Genomic DNA, 18,341 nt, shown 5'->3' with positions numbered 1-18,341 from the left:
TGGAAAACTCGCTTGCCGTGAGCACAGAACCTCGTTGGTCAGAAACCCAGAGAACCGCCACCCTCGCGGCGATCGACATCGTCAAGACGTTTTTCAAAGCGGACAGCGGGGCCGCGGGCGCCAAGATCAACGAGCACCTGAAGCAGATCGGCACCGAGGGCGTCATCTCCGGCTACAACGCCTTGTGCGGGATGCTCGTCAAGCACGTCGCCGAGGTGACGGGCGAGGATCCGCTGGTCGTGATTTATAAAGCCGAAGAGGCCGCGCGCAACGTGAAGTCCGATCGAGACGGCTAGTCGGTCCCACTTTGCGCTGATGGCCGCCGGCAAAGGCGATATGCGCAGCTAGGCGCACAAGTTGCGCAATTGTGCTGTTTGCTCTTCTGAATCGAAACAGCTTCCGACGCCGAGTATCGATAGAGGTAAAGCGCATAAATCAAGTGCGTAGGAATACTTCAGGTAGTTTGCTAGTCACTTCTGTTTCACTAATTACATTCTGCCGTGATAAGTTTGCTGTAATGGCGCTCGGCCAATAGTGATTAGTGCCACAAACTTTGATTCGCTATGGATATAGTTGGTAGCGTTCCGGCTCATGATTCTCGCAACGCTGTTGGCGCTTGTTAATCAAGTGTCTGGCACCCCTTATATTCCGGGCGGCGATACTCCCGCCGGAACTGACTGTTCAGGGCTGGCTTCGTGGGTTTCGAATGCGGCAACTGACCGGCCGGTTTTCGGAAGCCGTTTCAACACCGGAAACGAAGAGTCCGCACTCCTGGCGCGCGGCTTTCAATATGGGACCGCCCCCAACGCCCTGGTGATCGGCTGGAACGGCCGCCACACCGCGGTCACCCTGCCGGACGGCACCCCGGTGTCCAGCGGTGAGGGCGGTGGCGTCCATATCGGTGGCGCAGGTGCCTACCAGGCCGGATTCAACCACCACATGTTCCTGCCGGCGGACGAGGTCGAAGGCTTTGCGCCGCCGCCTCCGCCCGACGCGCCGCCTCCGCCCGACGCGCCTCCGCCGCCGGTGCTGGTCGATGCCGCGATGCCGGCTCCCGACGCGCCTCCGCCGCCGGACGCTCCGCCGCCTCCTCCGCCTGCGGATCCGGCGCCGGCCGGTGACCCGGGAATGGCGAACGCGTAGACAAAACCGTCACGGATGTGGTGATTCGCGCAACCCATTCCAATTGCGATCTGGATCACATTCGTCCGTCTTAGTTACAGAATTAGGCCGCAGCCGCCGCGTGTGGGGAATGTCACTCAATTTCCCACAGCGGCGGCTTCAGCGGTTCTTAATCCGATTCAAAAAGTTCCGCGCAAGTCGGGGCTATTTGCTCCGGAGATACATGGTCGTTTTCCGGCAAGCGCGGCCGAATCTGCGGCGGCGCCCCGAGCGCCATATGCGCGCCCTGGCCGCCGTCTCGGCGGAAACAAGCCGACGACGGGAACGCCTTATCATCGCCAGGACACTAAGGAGCCCGCCGTGACAACCTCGACCAACCACCAGGCGCACCTGGGCAAACTCATTGCCGCCACCCAAGGCGCGGTCGCCGCGGACACGTCCAAGGCCCAGGTCGTCTTCCGGGCCTCGGCGACCGCCCACGACGCAGTGGCCAGCACCGTCACGCTCGGCGAGTACCGGGTCGAGGTCGACGAGCCGCCCGTCCTCGGCGGGGAAGGCAAGGCGCCCAATCCCGTCGAGTACTACCTGGCCTCCCTGCTTTCCTGCCAGGTTGTGACCTGGCGCTTCTGGGCGGAGAAGCTCGGAATCGCGATCGACGAGATCACCGCTCACGCCGAGGGTGACCTCGATGTGCAGGGCTTCTTCGGTTTCGACGAATCCATCCGCGCCGGCTTTCAGGAGGTGCGCGTCGTCGTCGAGGTGACCGGACCCGAAACCGCGGAGCGGTACCGCGAGCTGCAGGACGCGGTCGACGCGCACTGCCCCGTCCTGGATCTGACCCGCAACGCAACCCCGGTAATCACCCGCGTTGAGATCGCCTGATCGCGTAGCGTCGCGAATCAGCTGTCGGAAAATGCGGCAGCGCGTTTTGGCGCGGTGACGATGGGGCAATTGGTTGGATGTGACGGGTGCCGAGCGCGGAGACGACACCGCGGCGCAGTACTCGATCTTCGGCGCCGACGACGAGATCGGGGCCGACCTGGCCGCCGTCGACTGGGCGGCGACGCCGCTCGGACCCCCGGCCGAGTGGCCGCAGAGCCTGCAGACCGCGGTCCGCATACTGCTGTCCTCGCGCTTCTCCATGTGGCTGGCGTGGGGGCCCGAGCTCACGTTCTTCTGCAACGCCGCCTACCGGCGCGACACCCTGGGCCGTAAATACCCCTGGGCGTTAGGCCGGCCGGCGAACGAGGTGTGGGCGGAGATCTGGCCGGACGTCAGCCCACGCATCGACCAGGTGCTGTCGACCGGGAAGGCCACCTGGGACGAGGCGTTGCGGCTGTTCGTCGAGCGGTCGGGTTATTCCGAGGAGTCATACCACACGTTCTCCTACAGCCCGCTGCACGACGACGCCGGCGCGGTGGTCGGGATGCTGTGCGTGGTCCGCGAGGACACCGACCGGGTGATCGCCGATCGGCGGATGGAGACGCTGCGGCTCCTGGGCTCCGATCCCAGCTCGGCCCGCACCGAGCAGCAGACGTTGGCCTTCACCGGGGACCGGCTGAGCCGCAACCTGCGCGACCTTCCGTTTACCCTGACCTACCTGTTCGACGACGACGGCGCCGCGCGTCTGGCCGCCACCAGCGGCATCACCGCGGGACACCCGGCGGCGCCGGAGGTGATCGAGCCGGGCGACGCCTCGATATGGCCCGCGGCCGAGCTGCTCAGCGGCGAGTCGGTGCTGGTGGACCTTGCCGATCGCGGCGATCTACCCACCGGCGACTGGCACATGCCGCCCACCCAAGCGTTGGTGGTGCCGCTGGTGCAGGCGGGCGCCACGCCCTATGGCTTCCTGGTCGCCGCGCTCAACCGCTATCGGGCGCTGGACAACGATTACCGTGGGTTCACCGAGTTGGTGGCCGGACACGTTTCGTCGGCGATCGGCCTCGCCCGCAGCTACCAGGCCCAGCAGCGCCGCGCCGAGGAACTCGCCGAGCTGGACAAGGCCAAGACGACGTTCTTCTCCAACATCAGTCATGAATTCCGCACCCCGCTGTCGCTCATCCTGGGACCGGTCGCCGAATTGCGTAGCGGCGCCGGCGAACAGGCGAGCGAAGAACTCGATCTCATACACCGAAACGCGTTGCGACTCAACAAACTTGTCAACACGCTGCTCGACTTCTCCCGCATCGAGGCGGGGCGCATGCAGGCGCATTTCGAGCCGGTCGAACTCGGTACCAGCACCGCCGAGCTGGCCAGCGTCTTCCGTTCGGCGATCGAACGCGCGGGCCTGACGTTCACGGTCGATTGCCCACCGCTGGACGAACCGGTCTACCTGGACCGCGACATGTGGGAGAAGGTGGTCCTCAATCTGCTGTCCAACGCGTTGAAGTTCACCTTCGAGGGCTCGATCACGGTGCGGCTACGACGCGACGGCGCCCACGCGGTCGTGACGATCACCGACACCGGCGTGGGGATGCCGGACACCGAGATGCCCCGGTTGTTCGAGCGGTTCCACCGCGTGGAGACCACGCTCGCCCGGTCGAACGAGGGCAGCGGGATCGGGCTTGCGCTGGTGAAGGAGCTCGTCGGGCTGCACAGCGGCGACATCACAGCCGAGAGCAAGCTCGGCGCGGGCACCACCTTCACGATCCGGCTCCCGTTCGGTACCGCGCACCTGCATGGCTACGGCGACGGCTCCCCCGAGCACACCCGGACGTTCGCAAGTGCCGCCGACCCGTATGTGGAGGAGGCATTGCGCTGGCTGCCGCCCGACGCCGCCCCGGCGAGGTACGAGGACGCCGCGCCGTTGATGTCGCGGGCTGTAGGAGTCCTGGTCGCCCCGACCCTGGGCGGCGGGGTGCCGGCCCGGGTACTGGTTGCCGACGACAACGCCGACATGCGCGACTACCTGACTCGCCTGCTGCGTACCGCCGGCTACACGGTCGACGCTGTCACTGACGGCGAGCAGGCACTGCGCGCCGTTCGCGCGGACCCGCCGTCGCTCGTGGTCAGCGACGTGATGATGCAACGGATGGACGGCCTGCAGCTGGTCGCCGCGCTGCGCCAGGACCCACGTACCGCCCCGATACCGGTGCTGTTGTTGTCCGCGCGCGCCGGCCAGGAGGCCTCCATCGAAGGCCTGCAGGCGGGCGCCGACGACTATCTGGTCAAGCCGTTCGCGGCCGCGGAACTGCTGGCCCGGGCCCGGGCCACCATCGAGCTGGCGAGTATGCGCAACCACCACGCGCGCTGGCGCACGGCCCTGGTCGACTCGCTGCAGGAAGCATTCTTCGTCTGCGACGAACACGGCTCGGTCATCGAGATCAACTCCGCCTTCGCCGACGCCCTCGGCTACGGGCCCGAAGGCCTGCCCTATCCACCGATCGCCCCGTGGTTTCCCGACGCCGACACCGACGCCGACGCCCACCGCCAGGTCCTCGAGGCATTCGACACCTTGGTCGATGGCAGCCGGAGCAACTTCACCATTCCGCTGACCCACCGCGACGGGCACCGGTTGTGGGTTGCCGTCAACTTCAACCACGTGGACGACCCGGATACCGGCCGTCACGTCATCGTCGGCGCCTTCCGCGACGTCACCGCCGAGCACTACACGGTGCAGAGCCAGATGGCGTTGGCCGCGCTCAACCAGCAGCTCGGTCAGGCCGATACGGTCGACGACGCGGTGCAGGCCGCGGCCGAGGAACTGCTGCGGCTGTGGCAGGCGCGCCGCGTGCTGGCCGTCACCTTCGCCTACCCGGCGTCCTCGTCCGCGACGCCGGACGTCGTGTGCCTCGGCGAGTCGGCGGCGTGGGCGGACCTGACCGACGCGGCACGATCCGCGATCGGCGCGCTGTCCGGCGGTGACCTGCTTACCGTCGACATGCGGGAACCCGGGACGGCCGGCATCGCGCTCGAGCACCCGCACGGGGTGCTGGTCATCTGGATCGAGTTGGCCGAACGCCGGCCGTTCAGCGCAGAGGACCAAACGCTGCTGACCGCGCTGGCCAGCCGCCTCAGCCACGGCTTGCGGCGCGTGCAACAGCTTGACCAGCAGCGGGAGACGGCGCTGGCGCTGCAGCACGCGATCCTCGGCCCGTCGCAATTGCCCCACGGATTCGCGGTCCGCTACCAGCCCGCGACCCGGCCCCTGCAAGTCGGCGGCGACTGGTATGACGTGCTCGCCCTCGACGACGGGCGCATCGCGTTGATCGTCGGCGACTGCGTGGGCCATGGCCTGGCCGCCGCGACCGTGATGGGCCAGTTGCGCAGCGCCTGCCGTGCGCTACTGCTCGAGCACCCCAGCCCCAGCGCCGCGCTGGCGAGCGTGGACCGGTTCGCTCAGCGTCTACCCGACGCCCCGTGCACCACCGCGTTCTGCGCGGTGCTCGACCCTTCGACCGGCGAGCTGCTCTACTCCAGCGCCGGGCACACGCCGCCCGTCGTCGTCGAGGCCGACGGCACCAAGCACACCCTCGACGGCGGGCGTTCCATACCGCTGGGCATACGGGTGGACCGGCCGCGCCCGGAGGCGCGGATGACGTTGCCGCCGCGGGCGACGCTGCTGCTGTACACGGATGGGCTGGTGGAGCGCCGCCGGCAGCCCCTGGAACACGGCATCGCCCGCGCCGCCGACGTCGTCCGAAAGGGCGGCGCCGCGCCGCTGGAGAATCTGGCGACCGACCTCATGTCCGAACTCGCGCCCAGTGGTGGCTACCAGGATGACGTCGCACTGTTGCTGTACCGTCAGCCCGCCCCGCTGGACGTCAGCGTTCCCGCCCACGTCGGCGAGCTCGCGGGCACCCGCGCCGCGCTGCGCGACTGGCTGCGCCGGGCCGCTGTGGGCCCGGCGCAGATCCAGGACATTCTCGTCGCCGCGGGTGAAGCCGTGGCCAACGCCATCGAGCACGGGCACCGGGACAGTCCCGGAGGCACCGTGAGCCTGCGCGCGACCGCGTTGGTCGACCAGGTGTGGTTGACAGTCACCGACACGGGTTCCTGGAAGGCGCCGGCGCCTGACCCGGGCGCCCGCCGCGGCCGCGGTGTCGCCCTGATGCGGGGCATGATGCAGCACGTCGACATCCATCCCGGGGCCACCGGCACAACCGTTCACCTACACGCGAGGATCGCACAGTGACCACACCGCTGGATGTCAGCACCAACCGTCGCGATGACGGCACATTCGTGCTGTGCGCGGCCGGAGAACTCGACCTGAGCAATGTGGCGACATTTACCCAAGCCCTCAACGACGCGATCGACGCCGCAGCCCGCGTCGCGGAGGTCGTTACAGTCGACTTCAGCGATATCGAGTACATGGACAGCAGCGGCATCAACGTGCTGTTCACCCACGCCGGTCAGATTCGAGGCCTCATCATCAACCCCCTGCTGAGTTCGGTCGTCACCTTCAGCGGCCTTGACGAATTGGTGCCGGTCGAACCCCCTGCCCGACGTTAGCCAGCCAGCGAGGACCAGCCATGATCTTCATCGTCGTCAAGTTCGAGACCAAACCCGAATGGACCGAGCGCTGGCCGGAGCTGGTCGCGCCGTTCACCGCGGCCACGCGCGCCGAGGCCGGCAATCTGTGGTTCGAGTGGTCGCGCAGCCTGGACAACCCGGCCGAATACGTTCTGGTGGAAGCCTTTCGCGACGGCGACGCGGGCGGTGTGCACGTCAACAGCGAGCACTTCAAGCACGCGATGGCGGAGCTGCCGCAGGCCCTGGCGTCCACGCCCAAGATCATCAGCCAGACCGTCGACGCGACCGGGTGGTCGGAGATGGGGGAGATGACGGTCGACTAACTCGCCCGCCCCCCGGGTGTCCGCGTGCTCAACCCGACACTCGGTGCGGTCTAGCCGCCGACGATCTCGATTTCGCTGCCCAGCTGGTAACCCGGCGCCAGCGGCAGCGTGTCACCGCTCCAGAACTTGCCCGGGTCGAACCAGTTCGCGTCCTTGTCCGTGACCAGCAATCCCATTTCCTCATAGGTGATCGCGACCGTCTCCGCGCAGTACGCCGTCGCCAGACCCAGCTTGCGCTGACTTTCCTTGCGGCGCTGCGTCTGCTCGCGAACCCTGCGGTCCACCAACGGAATTCCGCGTAGCCAGTCGTTGATGGTCGGCAGCCGGCCGCGCAGCCAACGGCCCGTCAACCGTGCGGTGGTGGGGAACGCGGTGCCGTTCATCCGCGCGATGACCCGCAACAGTTCGTTCTCCTGTTTGCGGGTGGCGTACGGAGTCAGCTGCCGCAGCCACGCCCGCTGGTGGTACCGGCCCGTCCACTGCTCGAAGACCTGGCGGGCGTCGTTGAGCTGAACGCCGCGGTGGTGGGTGCCGGTCCACATGTCGACCAGCTTGTCGCCCAGTTCGGCATGCCAGATCAGCGGCGGCAGATCATCGATGGCGACCGTCATGCCGACGTGGTTCACCGGTGCATTCGTCAGCGTCTGGATTGCGCGGTCGGGCCGGGAGCCGCCGCGGAACAGCCAGAGGTCACCGGTGCGGGTCTCTTCGAGCGCCTGGTTGAGGGTCAGCATCTGATGGCCGCCGTCAGGTGGTAGATCACTTCTTCGATCTCCTTGTGGGTCAATCCGTCATTCTGCGCGAACTGGTAGTGGGTGTGCAGCGGACTCGTCAAATCTTCTGGGCTGCAAGGAAGTAACTCTCCGAACATCTGCAGGCTTTCGGCGCCCGCGCCGGCCGGCCAGCCCAGCGCCCAACACCGCTGCCCGCGCCGACGACGACGGCGGTCCTGCCGCGAAGGGTCTCCACCGTCCTAGCGGTACCCGGGCGCGGAATAGCCTGTCAACCATGCGCAGCATTTGGAAATGGATCGGGCTGGCCGGTGTCGCGGGCGTCGTCGCCGGCGGCGCGCTGGTTGTGCGCGATCAACGCAAGCGACGTGCCTACACGCCCGACGAGGTGCGGTCCCGGCTGCATCAGCGGCTCGCCGAATCCGAGGCGGAAAGCTTTCAGTCCAAGTCGGGGTCGGGTTCCGCTTCGACCGCGAACAACTGATAGCTGCCGGAGAACCCCTTCAACTCGACTTCGCGGCCGTCGTCGAAGCGGATGTCGTCGTACTTGCTGACGGCGTCTCGCACCGGCTTGCTCACCAGGATCTCGCCGCCGACGGCCTCCGCGGCGACGCGAGCCGCCATGGCCACGTTGCGCCCGAACAGGTCGTCGCCGCGGCGCACCGAGCGGCCCATGTGGATGCCGATCCGTACCCGAATGTCCTCGTGCCGCTTGCGCTTTGCGCTCTTGTGCAACGCCTGCTGGACGTCGATGCCACACCGCACCGCCTGCTCGGCGCGGGCGAAGGCGACCATGAATCCGTCGCCCTGGCTCTTCACGACGTGCCCGCTCCACTCCTCCACGAGTCCCTGCACCAGCTTGTCGTGTGCGCCGATCAGCTTGACCCACGCGCGGTCGCCGATCCGCTCGTTGAGCGCGGTCGACTCCTCGATGTCGGAGAACAGAATCACCACCCGACCGTCGGGCGTGATCCGGGCCAGGTCGGGCCGTTCCACCTCGGCCCAGTCGGCGAGGTCCTCGATCGAGCTGCGAACGACGGCCCCGAAGCCCTCGGTGCGCATCAGGTTGGCGCTCTTCCACACCGTTTTGACGGCCTCGCGTCCGCCGGAAAGCAACCAGTTGCGTGCCTCGGAGCGGTGCCGCAGCTCCTCGACCTCCTGCCGACTGCGGGTGAGCAGCCGCCACAGCACGACGAGCCCGCCGGCCTCGACCAGGGCAACGGCGGCCAGGACGTAGACCGCAACCTGCAGCGCATCGCCCATGTCACGTAATCCTTCCAGGGCCTATACCCTCGGGCGTAGGCGGCGTCGACGTGACCCATGTGAGGAGACGAAAGAGCATGCAGCTAGGGATGATCGGACTGGGCCGGATGGGCGCGAACATTGTGCGCCGCCTGACCGACGCCGGACATGAATGCGTGGTGTACGACCACAATCCGGACGCCATCAAGGCTATGGCCGGCGAGGAAAACACCACCGGCGCGTTCTCGCTGTCCGAGCTGCGCGACAAGCTCGCCGCGCCGCGCGTGGTCTGGGTGATGGTGCCCGCCGGTGACATCGTCACCGGGGTGATCGAGGAGCTGGCCGACATCCTCGATTCCGACGACATCGTGATCGACGGCGGCAACTCCTACTACCGCGACGACCTCAAGCACGCAAAGCTGCTGTCGGAAAAGGGCATTCACCTCATGGACTGCGGCACCAGCGGCGGCGTGTGGGGCCGTGACCGCGGCTACTGCCTGATGATCGGCGGCGACCAGTATGCCTTCGACCACGCGGAGCCGATCTTCGCCACCGTGGCACCGGGCGTCGACGCCGCGCCCCGCACCCCCGGCCGGGACGGGAAGATCGCCCAGGCCGAAAAGGGCTACCTGCACTGCGGCCCGACGGGCGCGGGGCACTTCGTCAAGATGGTGCACAACGGGATCGAGTACGGGATGATGGCCTCCCTCGCCGAGGGGCTGAACATCCTGCGCAACGCCGACATCGGCACCCGCATCGAGAAGGGCGATGCCGAAACGGCTCCGCTGTCCAACCCGGAGTGCTATCGCTATGAATTCGACATCCCCGATGTCGCCGAGGTGTGGCGGCGCGGCAGCGTCATCGGTTCGTGGCTGCTGGACCTGACGGCGATCGCGCTGCACGAATCGCCCGACCTGCACGAGTTCTCCGGGCGGGTCTCCGACTCCGGCGAGGGCCGGTGGACCGCGATCGCGGCGATCGACGAAGGGGTGCCGGCGCCAGTGCTGACGACAGCGCTGCAGTCCCGGTTCGCCTCACGCAGCCTGGACGACTTCGCCAACCAGGCGCTGTCGGCGATGCGCAAGCAGTTCGGCGGACACGCGGAGAAGCCGGCGGGCTAGAGAGGCGCCGCACGCCTAATTTTTGACTGATCGTTCTTTAATCGGTACGGTGTGGTTCATGGCCAGGCCGAAAGAGTTCGACGTCAACACCGCGCTGGACGCTGCCATCGGCGTCTTCCGTGAGCACGGGTTCGAGGGCAGCTCGGCGCAGCAGCTCGTGGAGGCGATGGGCATCGGCCGGCAGAGCCTCTACGCCACCTTCGGTGACAAGTGGCAGCTGTACCGCTCGGCCGTGCGGCGCTACGGCATGGGTGAGTGCGCGGCGCACCTCGATGCCCTCCGCCAAGGCGCGCGCGCCATCGACGGCATCGCCGCAATGCTGCGTCGAGTCGTTGAAACCGCTGGTAATCCGTGCCTTGGCGTCGGCTCGATCTGTGAGTTCGGCGCGTCGCGGACCGATCTGACGGAGATCAACGAACTGCTGGCCGCCGGCTTACGCGCGGCCCTGGCGGCGCGGGTTCGTGACGCGCAGCGGGAGGGCGACGTCGACGTCGACCTTGATCCCGATGACACGGCCGACTTCTTGATCGCGAGCATCTCCGGCATCCGTGTCACGGGGCGCGGCGGCGCCGACAGCGCGACCCTGAGCCGCCTGGCTGACATGGCCTTGCGCGCCATGAGATAGACCGGCTACCGCATAATTGCAGAACAATCATTCTGGAAAGGGCCGCTGATGAAGGCGATCGTGATGAACGGTGACCGCGCGACGCTCGAGTACGTCGAGCACCCCGATCCCGTGGCGGGGCCGGGCGAGGTGGTGGTCGAGGTCGCCTACGCCGGCGTGAACTTCATGGACATCGGTGTGCGTCAGGGCGCGGCGTGGAGCGAAGTCCCCAACCCCAAGATCCTCGGCGTAGAGGGCGCCGGTCGTGTCCTGACCGTGGGTGAGGGCCTCGCCGGGGTGGACGGGATCACACCCGGCCAACGGGTGGCTTGGGTCTATGCGCCCGGCAGCTACGCGGAGCGCATCGCGATCCCCGCCACGTCGCTGGTACGGATTCCGGACGGCATCGAGGATCGCGTGGCCGCGTCGGTGATGATGCAGGGCCTGACTGCGAGCCATTTCGCGACCGACTTCTACCCCGTGCAGACCGGCGATATCGCCTTCGTCCATGCGGCCGCCGGCGGCCTGGGACTGCTGTTGACCCAGATCATCAAGCTGCGCGGTGGTCACGTGATCGGACGCGTTTCCGCGGAGGCCAAGGTTGCCGCGGCGAAGGAAGCCGGCGCGGACCACGTGATCGTCGATGCCGAAGGCCGGTTCGCCGAGGACGTGCTACGACTCACCGACGGCCAAGGTGTGCACGTGGTTTACGACGGTTCCGGGCCGACGACCTTCCAAGGATCACTGGACATACTGCGGCGCTCCGGCACATTTTGCTGGTTCGGCCCAGTGCTCGGCGGACCCGGCCCGATCGACGTCATGGACCTGCCGAAGAGCATCAAGCTCGGCTACGCCGTCTTCTCCGACCACATCCACACACCCGAGTTGCTTCGCACGCACGCGGCCCAGCTCTTCGACTGGATCGCCGAAGGGAAGCTCGAGGTCCGCATCGGCGAAGAATATCCGCTGTCGGACGCAGCGCGGGCCCACGCCGACATGGAGAGCCGTCAGACCGTTGGCAAGTTGTTGCTGGTGCCGTGAGCGCCGGCATGCCACATCAACTGGGTCCGGAATTCCGATCGCCGATCAGGCGGGCGCGACGCGCCGGACGAAATCCACCACGACGTCGCTGAAGGCGTCGTTGTCGTCGCCCGCGGCGGTGTGCCCGGCGTTGGACAGTTCGACGAACTCGGCGCGGGGCACGGTGGCCAAGAAATGCTCGACGCCCTCGAGGCTGACCACGTCGGAGAGCTTGCCGCGGATCAGCAGGGTTGGGATTTGCAGGCCGGCGGCGGCCTCTTCGAAGCCCTCGGTCCGCAGCTCAGGGTCGTCGCCGGGCGCGGTCATGAACGCCGGATCCCAGTGCCAGAACCACCGCCCGTCGCGCAGTCGCAGGTTCTTCTTCAGTCCTTCGGGACTGCGCGGCTTCTCGCGGTGCGGCAGGTAGGCAGCGACGGCGTCCGCGGCATCTTCGAGGGTGGCGAAACCGTCGATATTGGTCATCATGAAGTCCCGGATCCGCGCGCTGCCCGTCTTCTCGTAGCGCGGCACCACGTCGACCAGGACCAGGCCGGCCACCCGGTCGGGGCCGGCGGCGTCGGCGACCAGAATGCCGGTGAGCCCGCCCATGCTCGCCCCGATCAGCACCACTGGGCGGCCGATGGCGTCCAACACGCGCAGCACGTCGGCCATCAGCGTCTCGACGGCGTAGTCCGCGTCCGGCGCGCGGTCGCTGTCGCCGTGCCCGCGGCTGTCGAGCGCCACAACGTGGTATCCCTGATCGGCCAGGATCTGGCCGGTGCTCTTCCAGGAGAAGCGATTCTGCCCGCCGCCGTGCAGCATCAGGATCGTCGGCTGGTCCGAATCCGCGACGGAATCACGGTTCCACTCGTCGCCGACCAGGGTGATCCCGCTGTCGCCGAAAAACTCGACCGTCTGGGAAGTGCTCACGGCAACCATGGTTTGACGTTACATAGGCCGTATAAGCATTAGCTGCCCGGGGGTGGCGGCGCGTCGGGGAACAGCTCGGCGAAGCTGCCGACGAGGATGCGGTCGCGGGTCTTAGCGTCGACGCCGTCGAACAGCTCGTGCAGCGTGGCCTGGGTGTGCCCGAAGGTGCCGTCGGGATCCTTCTCGCTGCGCGGCGCCAACTCGGCCAGCCGCTTGGGTAGTCGGGTCTGCCACAGGTCCGCGGGTTCGATGAAGTGCGCGTCGCCGGAATTGGCCCACAGCTTCGTCGCCATGCTGCGATATTAGAATGACGTTCTAAAACCGTCAATGATCCTGGCGATGAGTTTCGGGCGGCGGCGGGGTCAATAAGACCAAGACCGACGACAAGGAGACTGGATATGCCGGCGATCACGCCCTCGCTGTGGTTCGACAACGACTTGGAGGAGGCGGCGAAGTTCTACACCTCGGTGTTCCCCAACTCGCACATCGAGGACCTGAACAAGACCACCGATGCGGGACCGGGCGAACCGGGCACGGTGTTGAGCGGCACCTTCGTGCTGGACGGCCTGCGATTCATCGGCATCAACGGCGGTCCGCATTTCCAGTTCACCGAGGCGGTGTCCTTCACCATCCACTGCAAAGACCAGGACGAGGTCGACCACTACTGGGACCGGCTCACCGACGGCGGCGAGGAATCGCAATGCGGCTGGCTGAAAGACCGCTACGGGCTCAGCTGGCAGGTCGTTCCGGACCGGCTCTACGAGTTGATCGGCGACCCGGACCGCGCCCGCGCGGCGGCCGCGACCCAGGCGATGTACGGCATGCGCAAGATCGTCATCGCCGACCTGGAGCGGGCGGCGGATTCCCGCTGAATGACGGCCCGCGGGATCTACGCTTTGCGTTATGCCCGACGGCCGACTCGCCAATCCCGATTGCTCACTCGGTACCGATCCCCGCGCCGACCCCAGGATGGTGGCGGCTTTCGCGGTGATAGGCATGGACGCGTTGCTGCCCGCGCTGCCCGTGACCGTTGACTCGCCGCTCGACGAACGGTTGGCCTTCATCGCCGAGGCCGAAGCGGCCAGTAGCGCGGTCTTCGAGTCGTTCACCCAAGGTATGGCGCCCGCCGACGGCGTGACAACCACGACGGTCACCATCCCCGGCGGCGACGGCCAGGACCTGACGTTGTACGTCAGCCGACCGGACACCGCGGTGGCCCTGCCGGGCGTCGTGCATCTGCACGGTGGCGGCATGGCCATGCTCGCCGCAGCGGACACCGCGATCGCGCGTGGACGCGAAAACCTTGCCGCGACAGGCCTTGTCGTGGTCGGTGTCGAATTCCGCAACTCGGCGGGCAAGTTGGGTGCGCACCCCTATCCGGCCGGGCTGAACGATTGCGCCGCCGCGGTGCGCTGGGCCTTCGCGAACCGTGAGCAACTCGGCATCACGCACCTGATCGTTTCCGGTGAATCGGCTGGCGGCAACCTGACGCTGACGGTCACGCACAAGGCCAAGCGGGAGGGCTGGCTGTCCGAGATCGCCGGGGCGTACGCGCAGTGTCCCTACGTCTCGAACCGGTGGGTCGAAAAGCCGGACGAGTATCCCTCGATGCGGGAAAACGACGGCTACTTCGTCAGCTGTGAGCAGCTGGCGATATTCGCGTCGGTCTACGACCCGCAGCACGAGCACGGCGACGACCCCACCTGCTGGGCGGGCGTCGCGACGGAGGAGGACCTGAGCGGCATGCCGCCGCACGTCGTCTCCGTCAACGAACTCGATCCGCTGCGCGACGAGGGGCTGGACTACTACCGCCGCCTACTGCGCGCGGGCGTCCCGACGATCGGCCGCATGGTCGCCGGCACGTGTCACGCCGGCGACCTGCTGTTCCCCGGCGCCATGCCGGACGTCTTCGCGGCGAGCATGCGCGACGTCAGCGGATTCGCCAAGTCGTTGCGCTGACTACCGCAACCCGCGGATGAGGAAGACGGCACCGGGCACCTTGTAGCCGAGGTGGTAGTAGAACGCGGTGGACGTGAGCCAGGAGTCGGTGATGATGCCGGCCGCCCCGAGTTCACGCGCGCGTTCGACGAGCGCCTCGTGCAGCATTTTTCCGGCGCCGCTGCGCTGACGCTGGGCGACGACGGCGATGTGGCTGAGGAAGACGTGAAACCCGTTGAACACGGCCAGCGCCGCGCCGACGCAGTCGTCGCCGTCGGCGATCACCAGGCACGTTTCGGGGGAGCGCTCGATGCAGTGCGAGATCTTGGCCGCCAGCCCGTCCGGCCGGCACAGGTCGACAGCGACGAACACCTCGGCGATCCGGTCGATGTCCGCGGGCACGGCCGGGCGGACGCGCAGGCCGGCCGTCACCCGATCAGCCTGTCGATGCAGTCGATCGCCGCGTCGGTGATCGCCGGCACGTCGTTGGGGTTTTCGCATTCGGTGACCATCAGCGACGACTCCGCCATGGTCGCCACCAGCACCCGGCTCAGCAGCCGGCCGCGGACGGATCTGTCCAGTTGCAGGACCGCCATCCAGCTGCGGAACGCGGCCTGCATGCGGTCGCGACGGGCCACCTCGAAGCCTGGCGGCGTGTCGCCCGACGACAGCACCCGGGCCAGGCGCCGGTTCTCCCACATCGCCTCGAGGTAGGCCCGCACGTGCAGCTCGAACACCCGCCGCCGGTCCTGCGCGGCCGCGGGTCCGGCCTGTTCGAGCGCCGTGTCGATGCGACGGTCGACGGCGTCGGCCATCTGCTCGAAGATCGCCAGGAACAACTCGCTCTTGCCGCCGAAGTGGTGGTAGATGCTGCCGACGCTGGCGCCGGAGGCGGCCACCAAGTCGGCCATCGTGGCGGCGGTGAATCCCCGGGTTGCGAATACCTCGGTCGCCGCGTCGAGGATCCGACGCTGCGTGGCGTCGGTCTTGGCCCAGCGCCGAGCCTGCGCCGAGGTGGTCATATCTAGACGTTAACGGGCGGGTCTGGCGGATGCGGGCCACGGTCAGCAAGATGGGACGGGTGACCGAGCCGCGTTGGATCGACGTCCCGGGTCCCGAGGGGGATTTGAAGGCCCTGACCTGGGGGCCGCCCGACGGCCCAATCGCGTTGTGCCTGCACGGTTTCCCCGACACCGCCTACGGTTGGCGCAAGGTCGCTCCCCGGCTCGTGGAGGCGGGCTGGCGGGTGGTCGCACCGTTCATGCGGGGGTACGCGCCGTCGGCGATTCCTGCCGACGGCTGCTTTCATGTCGGCGCGCTGATCGACGACGCCCTGCGCGTGCGGGAGGCGGCCGGCGGGACCGACCGCGACGTGGTGATCGGCCACGACTGGGGCGCGATCGCCGCGACCGGCCTGGCCGCGATGCCGAACAGCCCGTTCGTCAAGGCGGTGATCATGTCGGTCCCGCCGTCGGCGGCGTTCCGGGCGCCGGCGCGGGCGGGCGACCGCGGCCGGCAAGCGCTGCAGGTGTCGCGTCAACTGCTGCGCAGCTGGTACATCTTCTACTTCCAATTGCCTTGGCTGCCTGAGCGTTCCGCCTCCTGGATCCTGCCGCTGCTGTGGCGGCGCTGGTCGCCGGGCTACCGGGGTGCGGTCGAGGACCTGCGCCACGTCGACGCCGCGATCGGGACGCCGGAGAGCTGGCGGGCGGCGCTGGGACCGTACCGGGCCACCATCCGCAGGCCCCGGCCGCCCGCGGAGTACGCCGAATTCAACCGGCTGTGGCTGCTGCCGCCCATCCTGCCCACCTTGTACCTGCATGGTCGCGACGACGGTTGCATGACATCGGCTTTCGCGAATTGGGCGGAACGCGTGCTGCCCGCGGGCAGCGAGGCGGACATCGTCGAACACGCCGGGCATTTCCTGCAGCTCGAACAGCCGGAGAAGGTCGCCAAGCTGATTCTCGCGTTCATCGGCTCGCCCGGCTGAGCGCCGTGGCGCAGCGGATGGCGGCCGTCGACGCGCAGTTCTACTGGACGTCGGCCAAGATCCCCAACGACCAGTTCCTGCTGTACGCGTTCGCCGGCGTGCCGGACGACCTGGACGGGGCTTTGGACGGCGTGCGGGAGCGCGCCCGGGCCTGCCCGGGGTTGTGCATCCGGCTCGACGACGGATTCAGTTTCACCTACCCGCGGTGGGTCCCGATGGCCGTCGGTGCCGGGCAGGTGGGCGTCCACGAGCTGGTCGACGACGGTTGGCCGGGCCTGCTGGCGGCTGTCGTCGGACTTGCCGATCAGCAGCTCGACGTGCGCCGGATGCCTTGGCGGTTACACGTTTTCGCGTCGGTGCGGGGCATACCGGGGGTCAGCGGTCCGGGCGCCGTCGCGGTGCTACAGGTGCCGCACGCGCTGGCCGACGGCGCGCGCGCGTCGGCGATGGCGGCGTGGCTGTTCGGCCGTGCCGCCGCCGTGCCGGAGGTGACGCCGCTGTCCGCGGGCATCCTGCCCTGGCGGGCCGCCGAGGCCGCGCGCGCCCACCGGCAGTTGGTCCGCGATACCCGTGCGGGGCTGCTGGCGCCGGGGGTGGGGTCGCGTCCGCCGCTGGCCACCAACGCGCGCCCGGCCGGTGCGCGGTCCGTGCGCACGCTGGTGCGGCGCCGCACCGAGCTGCCTGGTCCGACGGTGACGGTCGGCGTGCTGGCCGCGATGTCCGGTGCGCTGTCCGAGCTGCTCGGCGGCGCTGACTGCCTGGGCGCCGAGGTGCCGATGGCCAAACCCGGTGTGCCGAAAGCGCATAACCACTTCGGCAACGTCGTCGTGGGGCTCTATCCGGCGCTCGACCCGGTCGTGCGCGCGGAGCGGATCGCGACCGATCTGGCCAACGGCCGCCGTCGCTTCGAGCACCCTGCCACTCGCAGCGCGGACCGGGCGTTCGCCTCGGTGCCGGCGGCGCTGCTGCGCTGGGGCGTGTCGAAGCTCGACCCCGATGTGCGGCCGACGCAGGTGGCCGGCAATACCGTCGTATCCAGCGTGCACCGCGGCGCGGCCGACCTGAGCTTCGGCGGCGCCCCGGTGGTGCTGACGGCCGGATATCCCGCGCTGTCGCCGTCGATGGGGCTGACGCACGGCGTGCATGGCATCGGCGACACCGTCGCGATCAGCGTCCACGCGGCCGAGTCGGCCGTGCCCAACGTCGACGCCTACCTGCGACTGCTGGATGCCGCGTTGTAGTTTTGCACCCATGACTCCCCAAGATGTCGGACTACTGATCCTGCGGCTGGTGCTGGGTTTGACGCTGGCCGCGCACGGCCTGAACAAGTTCTTCGGCGGCGGCCGGATACCGGGTACCGCGCGCTGGTTCGAGAGCATCGGGATGAAGCCCGGAAAGTTCCACGCCACGATCGCCGCCAGCACCGAGACGGCCGCCGGCCTGGGTTTGGCGGCTGGGCTGCTGACGCCGATCCCGGCGGCGGGTTTCGTGTCGCTGATGATCGTCGCGGCCTGGACCGTGCACCGCGCCAACGGCTTCTTCATCGTCAAGGAGGGCTGGGAGTACAACCTGGTGCTGGCGGTCAGTGCCGTGGTGGTCGCGACCCTCGGCGCCGGACGGCTCAGCCTGGATTGGGCGATCTTCGGAAAGAACTGGTTCGACGGCTGGCAAGGTTTGGCGATCTCGCTCGGCCTCGGTCTTGCCGGCGCCATCGGTCAGCTGCTGATCTTCTACCGGCCGCCGATCAACCAGGCGGGGTAGTCGCCGCCGACCACCTCTGCCGGCGCCCTCGTCGGCGCTACGGGACGTCGTCGTCTTCGTGTGGTGCGGTGAGCTTTTCGGGGTGGT

20 protein-coding genes and 1 pseudogene are annotated in these 18,341 nt (G+C 68.1%); 15 read left to right on the top strand and 6 right to left on the bottom strand.

The genetic code is table 11. The features are described 5' to 3' along the window. The first annotated feature begins 17 nt into the window (after positions 1-17). From AC5Y5V_RS21140 to AC5Y5V_RS21115, 6 genes are all read left to right on the top strand, one after another. Positions 18-296: a hypothetical protein gene (locus tag AC5Y5V_RS21140; RefSeq protein ID WP_499939478.1), complete on the top strand. Its 279-nt coding sequence runs from the start codon at positions 18-20 to the stop codon at positions 294-296. A 295-nt stretch (positions 297-591) separates the two neighbouring features. After that, complete coding sequence (locus tag AC5Y5V_RS21135; protein WP_499939475.1) at positions 592-1,143, top strand: peptidoglycan endopeptidase; 552 nt, start codon at positions 592-594, stop codon at positions 1,141-1,143. Between the two features lie 369 nt (positions 1,144-1,512). Then, positions 1,513-2,004, top strand: coding sequence for an OsmC family protein (locus AC5Y5V_RS21130; protein WP_499939690.1), 492 nt, complete (start codon positions 1,513-1,515; stop codon positions 2,002-2,004). A 73-nt stretch (positions 2,005-2,077) separates the two neighbouring features. After that, entirely contained in the window at positions 2,078-6,256 is a 4,179-nt protein-coding gene (locus AC5Y5V_RS21125; protein ID WP_499939472.1) for a SpoIIE family protein phosphatase, read from the top strand. Next, positions 6,253-6,573, top strand: a complete 321-nt coding sequence (locus AC5Y5V_RS21120) for an STAS domain-containing protein (protein WP_499939469.1) — start codon at positions 6,253-6,255, stop codon at positions 6,571-6,573. Before AC5Y5V_RS21125 ends, AC5Y5V_RS21120 begins: the two co-directional genes overlap by 4 nt. Before the next feature lie 20 nt (positions 6,574-6,593). Beyond that, positions 6,594-6,917, top strand: a complete 324-nt coding sequence (locus AC5Y5V_RS21115) for a putative quinol monooxygenase (protein ID WP_499939467.1) — start codon at positions 6,594-6,596, stop codon at positions 6,915-6,917. 50 nt (positions 6,918-6,967) lie between these two features. Here the strand turns inward: AC5Y5V_RS21115 and AC5Y5V_RS21110 are convergent, their stop codons facing one another. Continuing rightward, the gene (locus tag AC5Y5V_RS21110; protein WP_499939465.1) at positions 6,968-7,651 is read right to left on the bottom strand and encodes a guanylate cyclase; all 684 of its coding nucleotides are present in this window, start codon (positions 7,649-7,651) and stop codon (positions 6,968-6,970) included. Between the two features lie 274 nt (positions 7,652-7,925). On the opposite strand from AC5Y5V_RS21110, the gene AC5Y5V_RS21105 reads away from it, so the two are divergent. Continuing rightward, positions 7,926-8,132 carry a hypothetical protein gene (locus tag AC5Y5V_RS21105; protein WP_499939462.1) on the top strand — a complete coding sequence of 69 codons (207 nt, stop codon included), beginning with the start codon at positions 7,926-7,928 and terminating at the stop codon, positions 8,130-8,132. Here AC5Y5V_RS21105 and AC5Y5V_RS21100 read toward each other — a convergent pair. After that, a complete protein-coding gene (locus AC5Y5V_RS21100; RefSeq protein WP_499939460.1) occupies positions 8,087-8,911 on the bottom strand; it encodes an adenylate/guanylate cyclase domain-containing protein in 825 nt (274 codons plus the stop codon). The genes AC5Y5V_RS21105 and AC5Y5V_RS21100 overlap by 46 nt on opposite strands. A gap of 77 nt (positions 8,912-8,988) precedes the next feature. Between AC5Y5V_RS21100 and gnd the strand changes: the two genes are divergently transcribed. From gnd to AC5Y5V_RS21085, 3 genes are read left to right on the top strand one after another with little or no spacing between them, the layout of a single operon-like run. Then, complete coding sequence (gene gnd, locus AC5Y5V_RS21095; RefSeq protein ID WP_499939457.1) at positions 8,989-10,011, top strand: phosphogluconate dehydrogenase (NAD(+)-dependent, decarboxylating); 1,023 nt, start codon at positions 8,989-8,991, stop codon at positions 10,009-10,011. Positions 10,012-10,069: 58 nt separating this feature from the next. Then, complete coding sequence (locus AC5Y5V_RS21090; protein WP_499939455.1) at positions 10,070-10,636, top strand: TetR/AcrR family transcriptional regulator; 567 nt, start codon at positions 10,070-10,072, stop codon at positions 10,634-10,636. Positions 10,637-10,684: 48 nt separating this feature from the next. Further along, positions 10,685-11,656: a quinone oxidoreductase family protein gene (locus AC5Y5V_RS21085; protein WP_499939453.1), complete on the top strand. Its 972-nt coding sequence runs from the start codon at positions 10,685-10,687 to the stop codon at positions 11,654-11,656. A gap of 45 nt (positions 11,657-11,701) precedes the next feature. Here the strand turns inward: AC5Y5V_RS21085 and AC5Y5V_RS21080 are convergent, their stop codons facing one another. After that, on the bottom strand, positions 11,702-12,574 hold the full coding sequence (locus AC5Y5V_RS21080) for an alpha/beta fold hydrolase (RefSeq protein WP_499939451.1): 873 nt from the start codon (positions 12,572-12,574) through the stop codon (positions 11,702-11,704). 152 nt (positions 12,575-12,726) lie between these two features. After that, a pseudogene (locus tag AC5Y5V_RS21075) lies at positions 12,727-12,858 on the bottom strand (amidohydrolase family protein); the annotation flags it as partial. Between the two features lie 105 nt (positions 12,859-12,963). Here AC5Y5V_RS21075 and AC5Y5V_RS21070 point away from each other — a divergent pair. Continuing rightward, positions 12,964-13,437: a VOC family protein gene (locus AC5Y5V_RS21070; protein ID WP_499939449.1), complete on the top strand. Its 474-nt coding sequence runs from the start codon at positions 12,964-12,966 to the stop codon at positions 13,435-13,437. Between the two features lie 31 nt (positions 13,438-13,468). After that, a complete protein-coding gene (locus tag AC5Y5V_RS21065) occupies positions 13,469-14,524 on the top strand; it encodes an alpha/beta hydrolase fold domain-containing protein (protein ID WP_499939447.1) in 1,056 nt (351 codons plus the stop codon). Here the strand turns inward: AC5Y5V_RS21065 and AC5Y5V_RS21060 are convergent, their stop codons facing one another. Next, positions 14,525-14,935 (bottom strand): GNAT family N-acetyltransferase, encoded by a 411-nt coding sequence (locus tag AC5Y5V_RS21060; RefSeq protein WP_499939445.1) that lies wholly within the window; start codon positions 14,933-14,935, stop codon positions 14,525-14,527. It abuts the gene before it with no gap. Further along, entirely contained in the window at positions 14,932-15,525 is a 594-nt protein-coding gene (locus tag AC5Y5V_RS21055; protein ID WP_499939442.1) for a TetR/AcrR family transcriptional regulator, read from the bottom strand. Before AC5Y5V_RS21055 ends, AC5Y5V_RS21060 begins: the two co-directional genes overlap by 4 nt. A 59-nt stretch (positions 15,526-15,584) precedes the next feature. On the opposite strand from AC5Y5V_RS21055, the gene AC5Y5V_RS21050 reads away from it, so the two are divergent. From AC5Y5V_RS21050 to AC5Y5V_RS21040, 3 genes are read left to right on the top strand one after another with little or no spacing between them, the layout of a single operon-like run. Further along, positions 15,585-16,493 (top strand): alpha/beta fold hydrolase, encoded by a 909-nt coding sequence (locus tag AC5Y5V_RS21050; protein ID WP_499939439.1) that lies wholly within the window; start codon positions 15,585-15,587, stop codon positions 16,491-16,493. Between the two features lie 17 nt (positions 16,494-16,510). After that, positions 16,511-17,734: a WS/DGAT domain-containing protein gene (locus tag AC5Y5V_RS21045; protein WP_499939435.1), complete on the top strand. Its 1,224-nt coding sequence runs from the start codon at positions 16,511-16,513 to the stop codon at positions 17,732-17,734. 10 nt (positions 17,735-17,744) lie between these two features. After that, positions 17,745-18,254 (top strand): DoxX family protein, encoded by a 510-nt coding sequence (locus AC5Y5V_RS21040; protein ID WP_499939433.1) that lies wholly within the window; start codon positions 17,745-17,747, stop codon positions 18,252-18,254. Positions 18,255-18,341: the final 87 nt, after the last annotated feature.

The sequence above is a fragment of the Mycobacterium sp. NGS68 genome, from assembly GCF_059812195.1.
Note: the sequence above shows the minus strand (reverse complement) of the source record. Positions and strands in the feature narration are given on the sequence as shown.

Bases quoted from the DNA above. Each gene is read 5' to 3' on its own strand.
- AC5Y5V_RS21135 (WP_499939475.1), top strand. From the start codon at position 592: ATGATTCTCGCAACGCTGTTGGCGCTTGTTAATCAAGTGTCTGGCACC.
- AC5Y5V_RS21115 (WP_499939467.1), top strand. From the start codon at position 6,594: ATGATCTTCATCGTCGTCAAGTTCGAGACCAAACCCGAATGGACCGAG.
- AC5Y5V_RS21110 (WP_499939465.1), bottom strand. From the start codon at position 7,651: ATGCTGACCCTCAACCAGGCGCTCGAAGAGACCCGCACCGGTGACCTC.
- AC5Y5V_RS21105 (WP_499939462.1), top strand. From the start codon at position 7,926: ATGCGCAGCATTTGGAAATGGATCGGGCTGGCCGGTGTCGCGGGCGTC.
- AC5Y5V_RS21100 (WP_499939460.1), bottom strand. From the start codon at position 8,911: ATGGGCGATGCGCTGCAGGTTGCGGTCTACGTCCTGGCCGCCGTTGCC.
- gnd (WP_499939457.1), top strand. From the start codon at position 8,989: ATGCAGCTAGGGATGATCGGACTGGGCCGGATGGGCGCGAACATTGTG.
- AC5Y5V_RS21090 (WP_499939455.1), top strand. From the start codon at position 10,070: ATGGCCAGGCCGAAAGAGTTCGACGTCAACACCGCGCTGGACGCTGCC.
- AC5Y5V_RS21085 (WP_499939453.1), top strand. From the start codon at position 10,685: ATGAAGGCGATCGTGATGAACGGTGACCGCGCGACGCTCGAGTACGTC.
- AC5Y5V_RS21080 (WP_499939451.1), bottom strand. From the start codon at position 12,574: ATGGTTGCCGTGAGCACTTCCCAGACGGTCGAGTTTTTCGGCGACAGC.
- AC5Y5V_RS21070 (WP_499939449.1), top strand. From the start codon at position 12,964: ATGCCGGCGATCACGCCCTCGCTGTGGTTCGACAACGACTTGGAGGAG.
- AC5Y5V_RS21065 (WP_499939447.1), top strand. From the start codon at position 13,469: ATGCCCGACGGCCGACTCGCCAATCCCGATTGCTCACTCGGTACCGAT.
- AC5Y5V_RS21055 (WP_499939442.1), bottom strand. From the start codon at position 15,525: ATGACCACCTCGGCGCAGGCTCGGCGCTGGGCCAAGACCGACGCCACG.
- AC5Y5V_RS21045 (WP_499939435.1), top strand. From the start codon at position 16,511: ATGGCGGCCGTCGACGCGCAGTTCTACTGGACGTCGGCCAAGATCCCC.
- AC5Y5V_RS21040 (WP_499939433.1), top strand. From the start codon at position 17,745: ATGACTCCCCAAGATGTCGGACTACTGATCCTGCGGCTGGTGCTGGGT.